At 69.2% G+C, this 13,913-nt stretch carries 10 protein-coding genes; 2 read left to right on the top strand and 8 right to left on the bottom strand.

All coding sequences use genetic code 11. The features are described 5' to 3' along the window. Positions 1–55 precede the first annotated feature (55 nt). Positions 56–2,809, top strand: a complete 2,754-nt coding sequence (locus CYFUS_RS22595) for a phosphoenolpyruvate synthase (protein ID WP_157758598.1) — start codon at positions 56–58, stop codon at positions 2,807–2,809. 13 nt (positions 2,810–2,822) lie between these two features. Here CYFUS_RS22595 and CYFUS_RS22590 read toward each other — a convergent pair whose 3' ends face one another. The 8 genes from CYFUS_RS22590 to kdgD all read right to left on the bottom strand — a co-directional run bounded on the left by CYFUS_RS22590 (position 2,823) and on the right by kdgD (position 12,651). Further along, on the bottom strand, positions 2,823–3,278 hold the full coding sequence (locus CYFUS_RS22590) for a type II toxin-antitoxin system VapC family toxin (protein WP_095987111.1): 456 nt from the start codon (positions 3,276–3,278) through the stop codon (positions 2,823–2,825). Next, positions 3,275–4,204: a hypothetical protein gene (locus CYFUS_RS22585; protein WP_157758597.1), complete on the bottom strand. Its 930-nt coding sequence runs from the start codon at positions 4,202–4,204 to the stop codon at positions 3,275–3,277. The genes CYFUS_RS22590 and CYFUS_RS22585 overlap by 4 nt, the downstream gene beginning before the upstream one ends. 250 nt (positions 4,205–4,454) lie before the next feature. After that, positions 4,455–6,041 carry a galactarate dehydratase gene (gene garD / locus CYFUS_RS22580; protein WP_198316701.1) on the bottom strand — a complete coding sequence of 529 codons (1,587 nt, stop codon included), beginning with the start codon at positions 6,039–6,041 and terminating at the stop codon, positions 4,455–4,457. Positions 6,042–6,056: 15 nt separating this feature from the next. Continuing rightward, the gene (locus tag CYFUS_RS22575; RefSeq protein ID WP_095987109.1) at positions 6,057–7,298 is read right to left on the bottom strand and encodes an OprO/OprP family phosphate-selective porin; all 1,242 of its coding nucleotides are present in this window, start codon (positions 7,296–7,298) and stop codon (positions 6,057–6,059) included. A gap of 18 nt (positions 7,299–7,316) precedes the next feature. Further along, positions 7,317–8,669 (bottom strand): glucarate dehydratase, encoded by a 1,353-nt coding sequence (gene gudD / locus CYFUS_RS22570; protein ID WP_095987108.1) that lies wholly within the window; start codon positions 8,667–8,669, stop codon positions 7,317–7,319. Between the two features lie 48 nt (positions 8,670–8,717). Then, positions 8,718–10,055 carry an MFS transporter gene (locus CYFUS_RS22565; protein ID WP_095987107.1) on the bottom strand — a complete coding sequence of 446 codons (1,338 nt, stop codon included), beginning with the start codon at positions 10,053–10,055 and terminating at the stop codon, positions 8,718–8,720. Positions 10,056–10,110: 55 nt separating this feature from the next. Further along, the gene (locus CYFUS_RS22560; RefSeq protein WP_095987106.1) at positions 10,111–11,721 is read right to left on the bottom strand and encodes an aldehyde dehydrogenase (NADP(+)); all 1,611 of its coding nucleotides are present in this window, start codon (positions 11,719–11,721) and stop codon (positions 10,111–10,113) included. A gap of 15 nt (positions 11,722–11,736) precedes the next feature. Beyond that, on the bottom strand, positions 11,737–12,651 hold the full coding sequence (gene kdgD, locus CYFUS_RS22555) for a 5-dehydro-4-deoxyglucarate dehydratase (protein WP_095987105.1): 915 nt from the start codon (positions 12,649–12,651) through the stop codon (positions 11,737–11,739). A 318-nt stretch (positions 12,652–12,969) separates the two neighbouring features. Here kdgD and CYFUS_RS22550 point away from each other — a divergent pair, with 318 nt between their 5' ends. Then, positions 12,970–13,896 (top strand): LysR substrate-binding domain-containing protein, encoded by a 927-nt coding sequence (locus CYFUS_RS22550; protein ID WP_095987104.1) that lies wholly within the window; start codon positions 12,970–12,972, stop codon positions 13,894–13,896. The last annotated feature ends 17 nt before the right edge of the window (positions 13,897–13,913 follow it).

The raw sequence follows: 13,913 nt of genomic DNA, 5'->3' as shown, positions 1-13,913 counted from the left end.
GCTGCCCGAGACGCGTGTTGCTGGACGGTGTCGCCTCCTCGAAGTGGAGAACCCCATGAGTACAGGCAACACCCTCGACGAATCCGCGCGCACCGTGGAAGCGGAGTCCTTCATCCTCCCGTTCGAGCGCATCTGCGCGGCGGACCTGCCCCACGTGGGCGGCAAGGGGGCCAACCTGGGCGAGCTGGCCCGCGCCGGGTTCCCCGTGCCTCCCGGCTTCTGTGTCACCACGGCCGCCTTCGATGCGTTCTTCGCCGGCGTCGGGGAGACCCAGGCGTTGTACGCGGCGCTGGAGTCATTGGATGGGAAGGATGTGGAAGCGGCGCGTCGCGTCGCCGAGGCCACCCGTGCCGCGCTCGGCCAGGCGCCCCTTCCCCCGGCCGTGGCCGACGCCGTGCTCGCCGCCTGGAGGGCGCTGGGGACCGAGGCCGCGTGGGCGGTGCGCTCCAGCGCCACGGCGGAGGATCTGCCGGACGCCAGCTTCGCGGGCCAGCAGGACACCTTCCTCAACATCCGCGGGGCCGAGTCCCTGCTCGACGCGGTCCGGCGCTGCTGGGTGTCGCTGTTCACCGATCGCGCGGTGCTCTACCGGGCCCGGAATGGCTTTGGCCATCGCGGGGTGAAGCTGAGCGTGGTGGTGCAGCGCATGGTGATGCCCGAGGTGTCCGGCATCCTCTTCACCGCGGATCCCCTCACCGGGCGGCGTGGCACCGTATCCATCGACGCGGGCTTCGGGCTGGGCGAGGCGCTGGTCAGCGGGCTCATCAACGCCGACCTGTACAAGGTGGACAAGGCGACGGGGGAGTTCCTGAGCGTCCAGGTGGGTGACAAGGCCCTGGCCATCCGTCCCAGGCCCGAGGGCGGAACCAGGGAGGAAGCCTTGCCGGAAGCCACCCGCAGCGCCCGGGCCCTGGATGACGTGACCGCACGGGAGCTGGCCGCCCTGGGCGCGCGCATCGAAGCGCATTACGGCGAGCCGCAGGACATCGAGTGGTGCATCGAGGCCGGGCGCATCTACGTGGTCCAGGCCCGCCCCATCACGAGCCTGTACCCGCTGCCCACGCCCGCTCCGGACGACGGGGGCACGCATATCTACCTCGGCTTCGGCCACGTCCAGATGATGACGGACCCGATGCCGCCGCTCGCCCTCCAGGTGTGGCAGTTGACGATTCCATTCGGCAGGACGTCGTCGGGCACGGAGGAGCCTCCCCACGAGACCCGGTCCGTCGCCGTCGCGGGCAGCCGGCTCTTCCTGGACGCGACGCCCATGCTGCGCCATCCCCTCCTGCGGCGGCGGATGGTGGGGATCGCCCGTCACGTCTACGAGGATCTGGGCCGGGGCATGGACGCGTTGGCCAACCAGCCGGCCTTCCAGCGCGGCGCACGCGGCGGACGGGCCACGGTGAGGGGCGTTGGCCGCATCGCCTTCCCCCTGGTCACCCGGATGTTGCACCGGCTGTTCGTCGCGGATCCCGCCTCACTCCTCTCCCGGGTGGAGACGTTCAGCGAGTCGCTGCTCACCGAGATGCGGGCCCGGCTCGCGGCGGCGGCTCCGGGCGCGGCACGGCTGCGCGAGTCGCGGCGTGTGCTCTCGGAGCTCATGAGCCGCGCCCTCGCCCTGCCCCCGAACCTGCTCGTGGGCGTGGTGGCCAAGGGGCTGCTCGGCCAGGGAATCCGGAGGGGACTGCTCGGCGGGACACTGGAGGATCTCTCCGCGCTGGAGCGGGGCCTGCCCGGCAACGTCACCACCGAGATGGATCTGGCCGTGGGAGATCTGACGGATCTCGTCCGCCCCCATCCGGCCCTGGCCGCGGTGCTTCACGACCGTCCCGCCCCCGAGGCCCTGGCCGCGGCGCGTGACCTCGAAGGAGGGCCGGCCTTTCTCACGGCCTGGCGGGCCTTCCTCGAGCGCTATGGCATGCGGGGACATGGGGAGGTGGACCTGTCCCGGCCTCGTTACAAGGAGGATCCCTCGCTCCTTCTCGCGACCATCGTGGGAGGAGCCGGACCGGCGGGGGCGAACCGGTCCGCGGGCGAGCACCGGGCCCACCACGCGGCGCTGGCCGCCAGGGCCGAGGCCGCGGGCGAGCGACTCGTCGCCGCGTCCCGACGCGGTCTGACCGGAAGCCTGCGCGCCCGGCTGGCTCGCCGGTGGGTACGACTGGCCCGCGCGGGCCTTGGGCTGCGGGAACACCCCAAGTTCCTGCTCGTCCGTGTGCTGGAGCTCGTGCGTGACGCAGTGCTCGAGGCCGGGAGTCTCCTGGTGCGGCGCGGGGCGCTCGGGGCGCCGGACGAGGTGTTCCTGTTCCGCTTCGAGGAGCTGATCGCGGCGCTCGAGGCCGAGCGAGCGCCCGATCTACGGCCCCTCGCCGAGGAGCGGCGGGCCGCGCTCCGGCGCGACGCCAGACGAGCGCCTCCCTTGGTGATGGCGAGCGATGGCGAGATTCCCGTGCTGGCGGGCCGCGAGGATCTGCCACCGGGAGCCATGTCCGGGACGGCGGCCTCGGCGGGCGTGGTGGAGGGGCGGGCGCGCGTGGTGCTCGATCCGACGCGCGAGGTGCTTCACGCGGGAGAGATCCTCGTGGCGCCGCATACGGATCCAGGCTGGACGCCCCTGTTCGTGCACGCGTCTGGACTGGTGACCGAGGTGGGCGGGCTCATGACGCACGGCTCGGTGGTGGCGCGCGAGTACGGCATTCCGGCGGTCGTCAGCGTGACGGGCGCCACGCGGCGCATCCACACCGGCCAGCGCATCCGCGTGGACGGCACCCGGGGCATCGTGGAGCTCCTGGACGAAGGTGCCGCGTGAGCATGACTGGTGCTCATAAGTTTCGAGGGCTCGGTGCCGGGTCGTACCAGGCGCGGCGCAAGAGTCCTTCCTGGTGAAGGGGATCGAAGTCCTTGTCCGTGGTCAACAACAACGCGCCGGTCGCCGCGGCCGTGGCGGAGATCCACAGGTCGTTCTTTCCCAAGGCCCGTCCACGGGCTTCGCGGAAAGCATCGAGCGCGGCGTAGTGTTCCAGGACTTCATTGGAGTGGATGTCGACGATGACGAGCTGCTGAATCAGTTCCCGCAGTGCGGTGACCTTGGACGTTCCCCAGCCGCGCTTCCTCGCGAATGCCAGGGCCTCGCCCACGGTGACGATGGAGAGCAGAGACCGCTCGCTCCGGCTCCGCAAGGCGTGTTCGCTGGCGGCCCTGGCGCCCAGGGCCGTGGCCCTGAGCAGGTGAATGAGGATGTTGGTGTCGAGCAGGACAAGACCACTGGCCGCAGTCACGAGAACCCCTCGAGCGCGGCCACGAGTTCCTCCTCCGACTCATCACCCGGCCACTGGCCGTAGATGGCATTGAAACCCGACCGTTCATCCTGGGCCACCCGTAGTGCTCGGGTGTCCAGCGGAACCCGCAGCGGCCTGGGCAAGCGGGACCACAGAGAGGTCTCCTGCGCGCTGGCCTCCTGCATCTGCTCCACGTCGATCCGCGAGACAGAACCAGAAGGCCGGAACACCGCCATCCCCGACACCACCACCTGCTTGCCGAAGAGCGACGCCATCCGTGTGGGTTCCAGTCGCTCCGCGACCCCCTTGAGCAAGGCACCGGATTCCAGCACCAGGGTGAAGACCCGATCACTGTGCCGGATGGTGTCGAGCGTGCCCGCGATCCGAACGGCCTGGGGGGCAGGAATCTGGCGGCGGAGCCGGATCATCCGCTCTACTCCCTCGGAGTCGATGGGAATGGTGCGGCCATTGACGATCTCGATGGCCTCCACGCCTTGTTCGAAGACCCGGGCGAATGCACTGAACGTCTCGACGAGTCCTTCATCGAACGTGTCGCTGTCCGTGGCTCCGGCGAGCGCGTCCTCGAGCCCCTCCTCGAAGAAGTCCACGGCCGTCCGGGCCAGATCGAGGCCGTGCGGGGCCTCACCCGGCCGGAGGTTCGCGGGGAGGACCTGCCTCAATGGGCGTGACTCGACCCGGAAGACTCCAGGCTCGGACGGGGGCTCGATGAGCAGATCGAACTGCGCGGCAGAGCGCATCCACGCGGGCTGGGTTCCCCGCGCGGTGCTCCGTCCCTCGATGCGCAAGCGCAGCGCCCGCTGCGCACCCTCGACGAAGATGTGCAGCAGTTCCTGGAGAAGAGGCGCCGGGATGCGCTCCGGACGAATGACCGACCCCTTCAACTTGATTTCATGCCGTGAACTCACGAACGCCCTCCTCGACCACCACGGCCCTTCCTTAAGGGTTCCAGCTTCGCGCTGCCAGGGAGCAAATCCAGGGCCATACCCTCGAATGGCCGCTCGCCGCCCACCGCGTCGCGAGAACTCCAGGAACCCGAGTCCTTTTGTCAGGAGGCGTCCCGCATGGAGACTCCGCGTCCTCGCGCATTGGATTGAGGCGGACCAAATCCACGCCAAGGAAGAGAAGATCGGCCGGTAGCTCACCCCCGGCCGGACCTCACGTCACGGGAGCGGGATTGAAGAGCACCAGGGCGTTGTGAAGCTTCCACTGTTCCGCCCACGTCTTCTTGCGACCGCTGGCCACATCCAGCATGAAGCGGAAGAGTTCCCACCCCACCTCCTCGATGCTGGCGGAGCCATCCGCGATGGTTCCGGCGTTCACGTCCATCAGGTCATGCCAGCGCCGGGCCAGATCGCTGCGCGTGGCGACCTTGATCACCGGGACCGCGGCCAGGCCATAGGGCGTGCCACGACCGGTGGTGAAGACATGCAGGTTCATGCCCGCGGCCAGTTGCAGCGTGCCGCAGATGAAATCGCTCGCGGGAGTGGCCGCGTACGTGAGTCCCCTCGTCTTGAGCTTCTCTCCGGGCGACAGCACCCCGGAAATCGGCGACGAGCCGGACTTGACGATGGAGCCCATCGCCTTCTCGACGATGTTGGACAGGCCGCCCTTCTTGTTGCCCGGCGTGGTGTTGGCGCTCCGGTCGGCACCGCCTCGCTTCAGGTAGGCGTCGTACCACGCCATTTCCCGGATCATGGCTTGGGCCACCTCCGGGGTGGTGGCGCGTGCGGTCAGTTGGGCGATGCCATCACGCACCTCGGTCACTTCCGAGAACATCACGCTGGCGCCAGCACGCACCAGCAGGTCGGTGCAGAAGCCAACCGCCGGGTTGGCCGTCACCCCCGAGAACGCATCGCTACCACCGCACTGGACCCCCACCACCAGCTCACTGGCCGGCACGGTTTCACGTCTTCGCGCGTTCAGGCGCGCCAGATGGGTCTCGGCCTGCCGCATGATGCTCGCCACCATCGACATGAAGCCGGTGTGGCTGTCGTCCTGCAAGCAGACCACGCTTGGCTTCCCGCCCTCCTCGGCTCCTCCCCGTTGACCGACGACCGGGAGCGAGCCGGGTGGCATCAAGCGCTCGGGCTGCAACTTCTCGCAGCCCAGGCTCACCATCATCACCTCGCCGCCGAAGTTCGGGTTGAGGCTGATGTTGCGCAAGGTCCGGATCGGCACGATCGCGTCGGGCACGTCGATCGCCACGCCACAGCCATAGCCATGCTCCAGGGCCACGACATCGTCCACGTTCGGGAAGCGGGGCAACAGCTCGGTCTTGATGCGCTGGACGGCGAACTCCGTGACGCCCGCCACGCATTGAACCGTCTGGGTGATCGCCAGGATGTTGCGCGTGCCCACGGAGCCATCCGGGTTGCGGTAGCCCTCGAACGTGTAGCCCTCCAGCGGCGGCAGGGGCGCGGCCTTCGCGGTGGCCAGGGGGAGGTCATCCAGCCCACGCGCCCCCGGCATGTCGAGCAGGCGCTCGTGCACCCAGCGTCCGGACGCGATGTCCTCCAGGGCGTAGCCGATCGGCACCCCGTAGCGCAGGACCGCCTGACCCCGGGGCAGATCCACCAGCGCGACCTTGTGCCCTTGCGGCACGCGCTCCTTGAGCACGAGCCCCTCGGGCAATACCGTTCCAGCCGGCAACCCACCCTCGTTGGCGACGATGGCGACGTTGTCATCGCCATGCATGCGAATGGTGAGGGGCTGCGTTCGCATGGACTCCGCGCGATCGGTCATCTGCCTTCTCCTTCTCTAGAACTCCAGCTGGAGCCGCGCCGTCACGGCACGTGTGTCGTCCAGCGCGGTGACATTGAGCGGATCCTCGACCGTGGCCAGGATGCCATTCACCGTGAGGCGGACGCGCTCGTTGACGTACCAGTTGATCCCCGCGGTCGCGGCGTGGACCTCGATCCCATTCGACACCTCGACAGCGGGCGTTGTCAGGCCTCGTGCCACGTCGTAGCGGACCGCGAGTTCCAGGGCGCCGAACCTGCCACGCGGCACGAGGCGTTGGAAGCGGCCACGCGTGGCATCGTAGGCACGGCTCTCTCCCGTCAGGAACCCGCTGGCCTGCACATACCAGGTGCTGAGCCGGCCCCGCGCGCTCCGGCTCGCGTAGCGCCCCTGGGCCGCCTCCGCCTGCAAGGAGAGCGGACCGTAGACGCCAGCGAGCTCGAGCACTCCCTTGGTGCTGTCCACGGAAGAGTTGTCGTTGAAGCCCAAGAGCAGGAAGCGGGAGCCATCGGCGAGGTGGCCGGCCGTGCGCACCCGCAGCGAGACGCCGGGCTGCTTGCCGTCACCCATCAGGTCCGTGTGCTCGCGAGCCACCGCCACACCCACGTGCAGCACCCGCCCCTCGGTGCGCCAGGGCGCGAACGTCACCCGGCCAGACCCTCCGAACCCCCGATCGTGACTCGCGTTGTTGCGATCGAGGTTGTACAGCGCCACCCCGTAGGTGAAGACCCCGACATCGCCCGCGTATCCAACGCCGATCTGGAAGCCGGGCGCCAGGGTGCTCGCGAGAAAGCTGCGCTCCTGCATGACGACGTACAGATCGTTCGTCTGGTCCTCGATCGAGAAGGCGGGCTTGAACTGGCCGACGGTGAGCTGGCCCGGCCCCAGCGTCCTGGAGATCCACAGGTCCTGTGCCTCCACTCCATCTCCGGCGAAGTCCACTTCCACCAGGTAGCGCCAGCCGAGTGCCTGCCCGGCGGCGCCCAGTCGCACGCGCCTCAGCTCCGTGCCACTCACGTTCTTGGTGCCCAGCGCGTCGTTGCGGAACGCGCCGCCGTCCACCTGGATGCGCCCTCTGAGTGTCACCTCGAACTGGCCATTGCTCGAGGTGACGTTGAGGCCGCCCGTGGACGGCAGGGTGATCTGGCTCGTCGCCGTTGGCGCGTTGGCCGGGGGCGGCGCCTCATCGGCGCGCACCGGAGCGGCGAAGCTCCACGTCATCAAGCTGGCTACCATCCAACCGCGCTTCAAGGTCCGCATGCCCTGCTCCCAGACGCTTCAACGCATGAGGCAGGGGCGCTTGGGGTCGAACTTCCACCCCGGCACCAGGTACTGCATGGCAGCCGCGTCGTTGCGCGCCCCCAACGCCTGGGCGCGGTAGAGGGCGTGGGCACGCTCGAGCTGGTCCGGATCCAGCTCCACGCCCAGCCCGGGGCGATCCGGGACCGTCAACTGCCCGCCGGAGATGCGCAGCGGCTCGCGCGTCAGGCGCTGGCCGTCCTGCCAGATCCAATGCGTGTCGATGGCGGTGATGCGCCCGGGTGCCGCCGCGGCCACGTGGGTGAACATCGCCAGCGAGATGTCGAAGTGGTTGTTGGAGTGCGAGCCCCAGGTCAACCCCCACTCGTCACACATCTGCGCGACGCGCACCGACCCCTGCATCGTCCAGAAGTGCGGGTCGGCCAGCGGGATGTCCACCGAGCCCAATTGGATGGCGTGCCCCATCTCGCGCCAGTCGGTGGCGATCATGTTCGTCGCCGTCGGCAGACGCGTCTGTCGGCGGAACTCCGCCATGATCTCGCGACCCGAGTAGCCCCGCTCCGGGCCGCAGGGGTCCTCGGCATAGGCGAGCACTTCTCCGCTGCCGCGGCACAGCCTCACCGCCTCCTCCAGCGACCAACAGCCGTTGGGGTCCAGGGTGATGCGTGCGTCCGGAAAGTGCTCGGCGAGCGCCGTCACCGCCGCCATCTCCTCCTCGCCCCGCAGCACGCCGCCCTTGAGCTTGAAGTCCCGGAAGCCGTAGCGCGCGTACGCGGCCTCGGCGAGCCGCACCACGGCCTCCGGCGTCAGCGCCTCCTCGTGGCGCAACCGCAGCCAGTCATCCTTCGCGTCTGGCTCGGAGCGGTAGGGCAGATCCGTCCGCTTCCGGTCGCCCACGTAGAAGAGGTAGCCGAGTACGTCGACGCGCTCGCGCTGTTGCCCATCGCCGAGCAGCGCCGCCACGGGCACCTCGAGGAACTGGCCGAGCAGATCGAGCAGCGCGCACTCGAGTGCCGCCACGGCGTGGATCGTCACCCGCAGATCGAAGGTCTGCTGTCCGCGCCCCCCGTCGTCGCGGTGGGAGAAGCGCCGGCGCACCGAGTTGAGGATGTTGCGATGGTTGCCCAGACGCTGCCCGAGAACGAGCGGGATGGCCTCCTCGAGCGTCTGGCGGATGGCTTCGCCGCCGGGCACCTCCCCCACGCCCGTGTGGCCAGCGCTGTCCTCGAGGACCACCACGTTGCGAGTGAAGAAAGGAGCATGGGCACCGCTCAGGTTCAGGAGCATCCCGTCGTGCCCGGCCACCGGGACGACGCGAACCTTCGTCACCGTTGGCGCTTCGTTGTGTCCCATCACCAGATGCGTCGTCATGGCCCGTGTCCTTTCTGTCCTGGGTGACCGCTCACGACCGGAGGTCCTCTACGCCTGCTTCAGCTCCAGGCGCCGGATCTCACCGACGACGAGCAGGTAGCAGACGATGGCGAGCAAGGCGTTGGCGCCCACGAACACGAGCGCGGCGGCGAAGGAGCCGCTCTGCTTCAAGAGGTAACCGATGATGATGGGCGTGGTGATGCCCGCCGTGTTGCCGAAGGTGTTGAAGACCCCGCCGCTCAGGCCCGCGACCTCCTTGGGCGAGGTGTCCGACATCACCGCCCAGCCCAGCGCGCCCACGCCCTTGCCGAAGAATGCGAGGGACATGATCGCGACGACCAGCCACTGAGAGTCCACGTAGTTGCACACCACCATGCTCGTGGACATCAGCATCCCGACCACGAGGGGCGTCTTGCGCGCGAAGGTGAGCGAGTGGCCGCGGCGCACCAGGCCGTCGGAGATCACTCCGCCCAACACGCCACCGATGCACCCCGCCACCGCCGGAAGCGACGAGACGAAGCCCGCCTTGAGGATGGACATCCCGCGCTCCTGCACCAGGTACACCGGGAACCAGGTGAGGAAGAAATAGGTCAGCGTGTTGATGCAGTACTGGCCCACGTAGATGCCCATCATCATGCGGTTGGCGAGCAACTGTTTGATGGTGCCCCGCTGAAGGGGGACCTTGGCCACGGCCCCCTTCTCCAGGTTCACGAGTCCGCCGCCGCGCTCGATGTGCTCGAGCTCCGCGCGGCTGATGCGCGGGTGGGCCTTGGGTTCGTGAATGGTGTACAGCCACAGCGCCGCCAGCACGAAGCCCAGGCCCCCCATCACGAAATAGACGCTCCGCCAGCCGTGGGCCTGGGTGAGGTAGGCCATGAGGGGGGTGAAGAGCACGGCCGCGAAGTACTGCGCCGAGTTGAAGATGGCGGACGCCGTACCTCGCTCGGCGGTGGGGAACCAGGCCGCCACGAGGCGGCTGTTGCCCGGGAACGCCGGTGCCTCGGCGAAGCCGACCATCAGCCGGCAGAGGAAGAACGCACCCACCACGGAGGCGGCGGGCAGCGAGCCCACCACTCCCGCCAGCAGCGTGAAGAACGACCAGAGGACGATGCTCCACGCATAGACGCGCTTGGTGCCGAAGCGGTCGAGCAGCCATCCGCCGGGGACCTGCCCCAACACGTACGCCCAGGCGAACGCGGAGAACAGGTAGCCCATCTGCACCGGATCCAACCCCAGCTCCTTCTGCATCGTCGAGCCGGTGATGGAGAGGGTCGCGCGATCCGCGAAGTTCAGCGTGGTGACGATGAACACCATGAACAGGACGAAGTAGCGCACACGGCTGCGCGTTCGTTCGCCTGCGGTGCTCACGGCGGATACGTCTTCCATGCGAAACCCTCCTCGCTGCGGGTTGCGGGTGAAGCCCAGGCGTCAGTTCAAACGGTCAGCGGCGTGACTCGGAGGGCGGAACGAGCTTCCCGTCCACCCGCCGCCACAGCTCGAGCGGGTTGCCATCACGCAGCGCCTCGGGCAACAGGGCCTGCGGCAGGTCCTGGTAGCAGACGGGACGCAGGAAACGCCGGATGGCGAGCGAGCCGACCGAGGTGGCACGCGGGTCGGACGTGGCCGGGAAGGGGCCCCCGTGCACCATGGCGTGGCACACCTCGACCCCCGTGGGGAAGCCGTTGACGAGGATGCGCCCCGCCTTGCGCTCGAGGACTGGCAGGAGCTGGCGCGCCACGGGAATGTCCGCCTCGTCCATCTGGAGCGTCGCGGTGAGCTGCCCCTCCAGGCGCTCGGTCGCGGCGCGCATCGCCTCCACGCTCTCGCAGCGCACCACCAGCGAGGAGGAACCGAACACCTCCTCCTGCAGCACGGGATCGTTCAGCAAGCTGCCCGCATCGGTCGTGAAGAGGGCGGCGCGAGCCTGGTTCGGCCCGTTCGTGGCCACTCCACGCGCGATCGACTTCACCCGGGGATGGGCCGACAGACGCCCCACTCCCTCGTCGTACGCCGCGTGGATGCCGGGCGTGAGCATCGTCGCACACGGACTGTCACGCAGCACCCCGGCGGAGGCCTCGAGGAAGGCCTCGAGGCCAGGGCCCTCGACCGCGAGCACCAGACCCGGGTTGGTGCAGAACTGCCCCGCGCCCAGCGTGAGCGAGGCCACGAACTTCCGCCCGATGTCCGCTCCGCGCGCCGCCAGGGCGGCCGGCAGCAGGTACACCGGGTTGATGCTGCTCATCTCGGCGAAGACGGGGATGGGCTCGGCACGGGCGGCGGCGACCTTCATCAGCGCCATGCCCCCGCGTCGCGAGCCGGTGAAACCCACCGACTTGATGCGCGGGTCCGCCACGAGCGCGGTGCCGACCTCGTTGTCCGAGGCGAAGAGGAGCGAGAAGACGCCCTCGGGGAGGCCACAGTCGGCCACCGCCTGACGGAGCGCGCGCCCGACGAGCTCCGACGTGCCCGGGTGGGCGTTGTGCGCCTTCACCACGACGGGACAGCCCGCCGCGAGCGCGGACGCGGTGTCACCACCCGCCACCGAGAAGGCCAGTGGGAAGTTGCTCGCGCCGAACACCGCCACGGGCCCCACGGCGATGTGACGCTGGCGCAGGTCGGAACGCGGCGCGGGCTGGCGCTGCGGCAGGGCGGGATCGATCCGCGCCTCGAGCCACTCGCCTCCGCGCACGACCTCCGCGAAGAGCCGCAGCTGGCCGACCGTGCGGCCCCGCTCACCCTCGATGCGCCCACGCGGGAGTCCCGACTCCGCGCAGGCTCGCTCGATCAGCGCGTCGCCCAGGTCGAGAATGCGCTGGGCCGCCGTCTCGAGCAGGCGGGCGCGCGTCTCGAGGTCGGTGTCGCGGAACGCGTCGAACGCTTCCCACGCGAGCTGGCAGGCCCGCTCCACCTCGGCCGGAGTGCCGCCGCCGTAGGCCGGCTCGAGCCATGCGCCACGCGCCGGGTCGTGTCCGCGGAACGTCCCCGCCGTGCCGCGCACCCGCGCCGCGCCAATGAACATCTCTCCAGTGAGAGCCTCGGAATGGGTCGCCATGGATGGGTCCTCGTTTCAGGAGCGTCCGGCGAGGAGGGTCTTGAGCTCACCGAACTCGCTCTCGGTGAGGTCCAGCAGCGGAGGACGCACGGGTCCGGCGGAACGGCCCATCGCGCGCATGCCCGCCTTCACGATGGAGACCGCGTAACCCTTCTTGCGGTTGCGGATCGAGATGTACGGGAGCACGAAGTCACGCAGACCGGACGACACGGTCGCGAGGTCGCGCGCGCGGACGGCGTCATAGAAGCGGAGCGCGAACTGCGGCAGGAAGTTGAAGATCGCCGAGGAGTAGGTGGTGACGCCCATCTCCAGGTACGGGAGGGCGAAGGTCTCCGCCGTCGGCAGTCCGCCGATGTACATGAGGCGGTCGCCGATGCGCTGGTGGATGCGCGTCATCGTCTCGATGTCACCCACCCCGTCCTTGAAGCCGACCAGGTTGGGGCAGCGCTCGCACAGGCGCGCGAGCGTGACGTCATCCAGCACGGCGTTGGCGCGGCTGTAGAAGATGACACCCAGCCTGGTGGAGGCGCACACCGCCTCGACGTGCGCGGCGATGCCGTCCCGGTCGCACTCGGTGAGGTAGGGCGGCAGCAGCAGCAACCCGTCCGCGCCCGCGGCCTCGGCGGCCCGGGCGAGGTCCTTCGCCATCGCGGTGCCATAGCCGGTCGGAGCGATCACCGGCACCTTGCCACGCGTCTCCTCCACCGCCGCCCTGACGACCCGGTTCACCTCGTCCGCCGTGAGGGAGAAGAACTCGCCCGTCCCGCCGGCCGCGAACAGGCCCGCCACGGGGTACTCGCTCAACGAGGCCAGGTTGGTGCGATAGGCGCGCTCGTCGAAAGCGAGCGTCGCGTCGAAGTGCGTGACGGGGAAGGACAGCAGCCCCTTACCCAGCTGCTTTGCCATATCCAACGGAGTCATCTGCGTCATGGGCCTTCATCTCCTCGGGTCGGCCTCGGTTCGCGGTCCGTCCCACGCGAAGCAAGGTACGTGGTGGCTCGATGTCGCTCCAAACCAAAGAGGGCATGTACTCATGCGCGAAGTGCATGAATGCGACGCTCCGCGCCATGACGCCTCCGCGAGGGGCTGGCGAGACTTCGTGCCCCTGCCCGCTCGAAAGGAGCCTACCCACCGTGAAGGCGCGGTGCGTCATCGTTCAATCCCGTGCGACCCCCGAATGCACGGCGCGCGTGCGGAAGAATGCCAGATAGACTTCGCACGGGCTCCATCCATGCTGGGGACGCATCAGTGTTCGAGTTCAGCCAGCTCCGTTGCTTCGTGGCCGTCGCCGAGGAACTGCACTTCGGGCGCGCGGCCACACGGCTCAGCATGACCCAGCCGCCGCTGAGCCGGCAGGTGCAGTTGCTGGAGCACCACCTGCGGACGCAGCTCCTCGAGCGCACGAGCCGTACCGTCAAGCTGACCCCCGCGGGCCGCGCCTTCCTTCCGGAAGCACGCCGGCTGCTGAGCCTGGCCGAGAGCGCCGCGTTCAGCGCGCGGCGTGTGGCGAGCGGTGACGCCGGCACGCTCAACCTGGGCTTCACCGCGGCCTCGGGCTACAACTACCTGCCGGGTCTCATCTCCGCCCTGCGCTCGCGCCTGCCCGGCGTGGACCTGATCCTCAAGGAGCTGGTGACGACCGCGCAGGTGGATGCCCTGATGTCCAAGCAGCTCGACGTCGGCCTGGTACGTGTGCCGGTGGATCACCAGGACTTCGCGTCGCGCTGCGTGCTGCGCGAGCCCCTCATCGCCGCGATCCCGCGGACGCATCCACTCGCCGCGCAGCCATTCCTGGCCCTGGGGGACTTCGAACGACAGCCCTTCATCATGTACTCGCCCTACGAGGCGCAGTACCTCCACAACCTCGTCCTGTCGGTGTTCGGCAGGGCGGGAGTGGCACCCCGGTACGTGCAGAACATGAGCCAGATCCATTCCATCCTGGCGCTGGTGCGCGCGGAAATGGGCCTGGCGCTCGTGCCGGAGGCCGCGGCGGCCCTCAACTTCGAAGGGGTCGTCTTCAAGGCCGTGCAGATGGAGCTGGCGAAGCCCGTCGAGCTCTTCCTCGCGTGGAGCCGCACCAACGACAACCCCGTGCTCGGCGCCTTCCTCGAGACGGTGTTCGCCGCGTCGGGTACGGCGGGGACGGAGGACCGCCCCACCCCACGTGCCGACTGAGTCCTGGCGAGAATCTG

The organism is Cystobacter fuscus, from assembly GCF_002305875.1.
Taxonomy (GTDB): domain Bacteria; phylum Myxococcota; class Myxococcia; order Myxococcales; family Myxococcaceae; genus Cystobacter; species Cystobacter fuscus_A.
Note: the sequence above shows the minus strand (reverse complement) of the source record. Positions and strands in the feature narration are given on the sequence as shown.

Excerpts from the sequence above, each read along its gene's own strand:
- CYFUS_RS22595 (WP_157758598.1), top strand. The coding sequence starts at position 56 with ATGAGTACAGGCAACACCCTCGACGAATCCGCGCGCACCGTGGAAGCG.
- garD (WP_198316701.1), bottom strand. The coding sequence starts at position 6,041 with ATGACCGATCGCGCGGAGTCCATGCGAACGCAGCCCCTCACCATTCGC.
- CYFUS_RS22575 (WP_095987109.1), bottom strand. The coding sequence starts at position 7,298 with ATGCGGACCTTGAAGCGCGGTTGGATGGTAGCCAGCTTGATGACGTGG.
- gudD (WP_095987108.1), bottom strand. The coding sequence starts at position 8,669 with ATGACGACGCATCTGGTGATGGGACACAACGAAGCGCCAACGGTGACG.
- CYFUS_RS22565 (WP_095987107.1), bottom strand. The coding sequence starts at position 10,055 with ATGGAAGACGTATCCGCCGTGAGCACCGCAGGCGAACGAACGCGCAGC.
- CYFUS_RS22560 (WP_095987106.1), bottom strand. The coding sequence starts at position 11,721 with ATGGCGACCCATTCCGAGGCTCTCACTGGAGAGATGTTCATTGGCGCG.
- kdgD (WP_095987105.1), bottom strand. The coding sequence starts at position 12,651 with ATGACGCAGATGACTCCGTTGGATATGGCAAAGCAGCTGGGTAAGGGG.